Source organism: Streptomyces sp. NPDC034049 (assembly GCF_055575575.1).
The window spans coordinates 1-4,027 of the sequence record NZ_JBVISJ010000045.1 but is presented as its reverse complement, the minus strand read 5'-3'; the positions used below and the strand labels follow the sequence as shown (position 1 = coordinate 4,027).

Below are 4,027 nucleotides of genomic sequence, written 5' to 3'. Positions count from 1 at the left end.
CCCGAGCAGATCGCCTCCCAACTCAACCGCACCAGCGCCGCCATCAAGGCCGCCACCGGCAAGGAGCCCACCCTCTTCCGCCCGCCCTACGGCGCGGTGAACGCCCAGGTGAAGGCCGCGACCACGCTCTCGCCGGTGCTGTGGGACGTGGACACCGAGGACTGGAAGTACCGGGACGCCGCCCGGGTCGCCCGGACGGTCGTCGCCGAGACGAAGCGCAACGACGTCGTCCTCATGCACGACATCCACCCCACCTCGGTCGCCGCCGTCCCCGAGATCCTGCGCACGCTGACGGCCCGCGGCTACCGCTTCGTCACCGTCAGCCACCTGCGTGCCACGCTCTGAATGCGCCGACCTGTCGATGCTCGCCGCGGCGAGCCCGGGCAGCGGCAGGGGCCGTTTGAGACTCCGTCTCAAGATGAGCTTTCGGTATCCTCCGCGCATGACTGACCCCGCCGGTACTCCCACCCGCCCAGCGGCCAAGCCCGGACTGCGTGAGCGCATGCGTGCGACCGTGCGTGCGGAGGTGGTCGACGTGGCGGTCCGGCTCTTCATCGATCAGGGGTTCGACCAGACGACCGTCGACCAGATCGCCGCCGAGGCGGGGCTGTCGCGCGCCAGCCTGTTCCGGTACTTCGGCACGAAGGAGGACATCGTCCTGGTGGGCCTGGAGGACACCGGCCGGCAGGTCGCGGAAGCGCTGGCCGCCCGGCCGGACAGCGAACGGCCCTGGGAGGCGCTGCGACGGGCGTTCGACGTACTGAGTGGCATGGACGAGGAAGCGCCCCCGCAGGTACTCCCCTACCTGCGCATGCTCCAGGACACGCCGTCGCTGCGTGCCCGGCACTTCGAGAAGCAGCTGGGCTGGCGGGAGGTGATGGTGCCCGACATCGCCCGGCGGCTCGGCGTCGGCTCTGATCGGCCGGAGGATCCGAGGCCGAGCGCGCTGGTCGCTGCCGCGCTCGCCTGCCTGGACGCCGCCACGACCGGCTGGGTGGCCTGCGACGGCGCTGTTCCCCTGGCTCTGTTGCTCGATCGCGCCATGGGCGCGTTCACGGACTAGCCGCACCACGCCGTCGGGGGGCGGCCGCTCAGCGGAACGTCGCCCTGCCGGGGCCCTCCTCGACGAAGCTGCGCATTCCCCGGGCGCGGTCCTCCGTCGCGAACAGGCCCGCGAACCAGGTGCGCTCGATGGTGAGACCGGTGTCGAGGTCGGTCTCGAGGCCCTGGTCGATCGACTCCTTGGCGGCCCGCAGGGCGAGTGCGGGGCCCTTGGCCAGGCGGGCGGCCCAGGCCCGCGCCTGCTCGTACACCTCGGCGGCCGGGACCACGAGGTCGACCAGGCCGATCCGAAGGGCTTCGTCGGCCTTGACGATGCGGCCGGTGAAGACGAGGTCCTTGGCCTTGGAGGGGCCCACGAGCCGGGACAGGCGCTGGGTTCCGCCCGCGCCGGGGATCAGGCCGAGCAGGATCTCGGGCTGGCCGAGCGCCGCACGGTCGGCAGCGATCCGGAAATCGGCACAGAGGGCCAGCTCGCAGCCGCCGCCGAGCGCGTAACCGGTGATCGCGGCGACCACCGGTTTGGGGATGCGCGCGACGGCGGTGAACGCGTCCTGGAGCGGTCGCGAGCGCCTGACCATCCCCGCGTGGTCGAGGAGTTCCATCTCCTTGATGTCCGCGCCGGCCGCGAACACCTTCTCACCGCCGTAGAGGATCACCGCCCGGACGTCGTCGCGCTCGGTCACCTCCGCGGCGAGCTCGCCGAGCCGGTCCTGGGTGGCGATGTCGAGGGCGTTCATCGGCGGGCGGTCGAGGCGGATCGTGCCGACGCCTTCGGCGACGTCCAGATGCACGGACATGGGTTGCTTCCTCAGCTGTCGAAGTCGACGGTCAGCGTCTCGGAGACGGGGTAGGTCTGGCAGGTCAGCACATAGCCGGCCTCGACCTCGGCGGCTTCCAGGGCGAAGTTGCGGCGCATGTCGGCCTCGCCTTCGGTGACCAGGGCGCGGCAGGTGCCGCAGACGCCGCCCTTGCAGGCGAAGGGCAGGTCGGGGCGGGTGCGTTGGGCGCCGTCGAGGACGCTGCGCTCGCGGGGCAGCGCGGCGGTCGTGGTGCGGCCGTCGAGGACGACCGTGACCTCGCTGACGGGCCCCTGCGCGGCGACCTCCTCGTGCCGCGTCTCCCGGACGGGTTCGTCGTCGGCGTGGAACAGCTCCTGGTGGACGCGGTCGGCGGGTACGCCGAGGCCGCCCAGGACCCGCTGGGCGTCGCGGACCATGCCGTGCGGGCCGCACAACCACCAGTGGTCCGCCGTCCCGACGTCGACCAGGGCGCCGATGAGGGCGGCGAGCCGGTCGGCGTCCAGGCGGCCGGAGAGCACCTCGGCCTCGCGGGGTTCGCGGGAGAGGACGTGGGCGAGCTGGAAGCGCACCGGGTGGAGGTCCTTCAGGTCGGCGAGTTCGTCGGCGAACATGACGGAGCCGGCGCGGCGGTTGCCGTAGAACAGCGTGACCCGCGAGCGGTCGTCGGCGGCGAGGACCGACTCGGCGATGGAGAGCATGGGCGTGATGCCGGACCCCGCGGCGACGAGGACATGGTGGGCCGGTGCGCTGAGGTCGGGGGTGAAGGCGCCGGTCGGAGCCATCACCTCCACGGTGTCGCCGGGCCGTACGTCGTGGACGAGCCAGGAGGAGAACAGCCCGCCGGGCACCTCGCGGACCCCGATGCGCGGCCGTGTGCCCGCCGGGGAACAGATCGAGTAGGAGCGCCGCTCGTCCCGCCCGTCGACCTCGCGGCGCAGGGTGAGCGACTGGCCCGGGGTGAAGGCGAACTCCTCGGCCAGGTCGTCCGGCACGTCGAAGCCGACCGCGACCGCGCCCTCGCACAGCCGCTGCACGGCGGCCACGCGCAGGTGGTGGAAGGCCGGGCGGCGGCGTCGTACGGACGTGGGGGCGGAGGTGCCGGGTGGCAGCAGGTCCTCCATCAGATCTCCTTGACGTGCTCGAAGGGTTCGCGGCAGGCGTGGCAACGCCGCAGCGCCTTGCAGGAGGTGGCGCCGAAACGCGAGGTCTCCTCCGTGTCGGCCGAGCCGCACCGGGGGCAGGGCACCACGGGGCGGGTGGGGGCCAGTGTCAGCGGCACCGGGCCGGGGGCAGGGCGCGGCACCGGGCCCGGGGGTGCGATGCCGTGTTCGGCGAGGGTGCGGCGGCCGTCCGGGGTGATCCAGTCCGTGGTCCAGGGCGGATCGAGCACCGTGCGCACCCGGACCTTCTCGTATCCGGCTTCCTTGAGGCGGGCGTCCACCTGGGCACGCATCTCGGCCATGGCCGGGCATCCGGAGTAGGTCGGGGTGAGACTGACGACGACCGTCCCGTCCTCCCCGGCCTCGACGCCGCGCAGCACGCCGAGGTCGGCCAGGGTGAGCATGGGCAGCTCGGGATCCGGTACGCCCGCGGCGAGGTGCCGGGCGCGGCGCACATCCGCCGGTACGGTCACCATGTCGCGTCCGGGTGGGCGCGGGCCACGCTCTGCGACTCGGCCAGCAGCGGGGCGAGATGCTCGGTGTGCTGGCCGTCGCGGCCGGCGCCGGGCAGCGGCCGGACCACCGGCAGGGGCACTCCGGCCGCCTCCGTGACCTGCTGAAGCACCGCCCCGACCTCGTCCTGGACGTCGTACGTGGTGAACAACTCGCCCAGGTACGGCGCGACTTGAGCCAGCGCGTCCCGCATCCGGTGACGCGACTCGGCGGTGCCGTCGCCGAGGCGGACGACCCACTCAGCGGCGTACTGCCGGTGATAGCTCAGCTCCTTGACGCCCTTGGCGGCGATCGCGGCGAGCACCGGATCGTCGGAGGCGGTGAGTTGCTCGAAGTGGGCGAGGCGCCAGCTGGACAGGACGAGCAGGCGGGCGACGCTGAACGCGAAGTCCCCGCAGGGGAGTTCGGCGAGGCGTACGTTGCGGAAGTCGTCGGCGTCGCGGAAGTAGGCGTAGGCGTCCTCGTCGCGTCCGGTGCCGTCGACCTGCCCGG

6 protein-coding genes are annotated in these 4,027 nt (G+C 73.0%); 2 read left to right on the top strand and 4 right to left on the bottom strand.

Annotation, left to right across the window (positions count from 1 at the left end; translation table 11 throughout):
- Positions 1-345 (top strand): polysaccharide deacetylase family protein (locus tag ACZ52C_RS41940; RefSeq protein ID WP_469079786.1); only part of this gene is annotated, 345 nt, incomplete at its 5' end.
- A 97-nt stretch (positions 346-442) separates the two neighbouring features.
- Positions 443-1,063 (top strand): TetR family transcriptional regulator, encoded by a 621-nt coding sequence (locus tag ACZ52C_RS41935; RefSeq protein WP_469079785.1) that lies wholly within the window; start codon positions 443-445, stop codon positions 1,061-1,063.
- Between the two features lie 28 nt (positions 1,064-1,091).
- Here the strand turns inward: ACZ52C_RS41935 and ACZ52C_RS41930 are convergent, their stop codons facing one another.
- From ACZ52C_RS41930 to paaC, 4 genes are all read right to left on the bottom strand, one after another.
- Positions 1,092-1,859, bottom strand: a complete 768-nt coding sequence (locus tag ACZ52C_RS41930; protein WP_469079784.1) for an enoyl-CoA hydratase/isomerase family protein — start codon at positions 1,857-1,859, stop codon at positions 1,092-1,094.
- An 11-nt stretch (positions 1,860-1,870) separates the two neighbouring features.
- Entirely contained in the window at positions 1,871-2,983 is a 1,113-nt protein-coding gene (paaE, locus tag ACZ52C_RS41925; RefSeq protein ID WP_469079783.1) for a 1,2-phenylacetyl-CoA epoxidase subunit PaaE, read from the bottom strand.
- Positions 2,983-3,498, bottom strand: a complete 516-nt coding sequence (paaD, locus tag ACZ52C_RS41920) for a 1,2-phenylacetyl-CoA epoxidase subunit PaaD (protein WP_469079782.1) — start codon at positions 3,496-3,498, stop codon at positions 2,983-2,985. The genes paaE and paaD overlap by 1 nt, the downstream gene beginning before the upstream one ends.
- The coding region (gene paaC, locus ACZ52C_RS41915) for a 1,2-phenylacetyl-CoA epoxidase subunit PaaC (protein ID WP_469079781.1) at positions 3,492-4,027 on the bottom strand (536 nt) is incomplete at its 5' end. The genes paaD and paaC, both read right to left, overlap by 7 nt.

Bases quoted from the DNA above. Each gene is read 5' to 3' on its own strand.
- ACZ52C_RS41935 (WP_469079785.1), top strand. From the start codon at position 443: ATGACTGACCCCGCCGGTACTCCCACCCGCCCAGCGGCCAAGCCCGGA.
- ACZ52C_RS41930 (WP_469079784.1), bottom strand. From the start codon at position 1,859: ATGTCCGTGCATCTGGACGTCGCCGAAGGCGTCGGCACGATCCGCCTC.
- paaE (WP_469079783.1), bottom strand. From the start codon at position 2,983: ATGGAGGACCTGCTGCCACCCGGCACCTCCGCCCCCACGTCCGTACGA.
- paaD (WP_469079782.1), bottom strand. From the start codon at position 3,498: ATGGTGACCGTACCGGCGGATGTGCGCCGCGCCCGGCACCTCGCCGCG.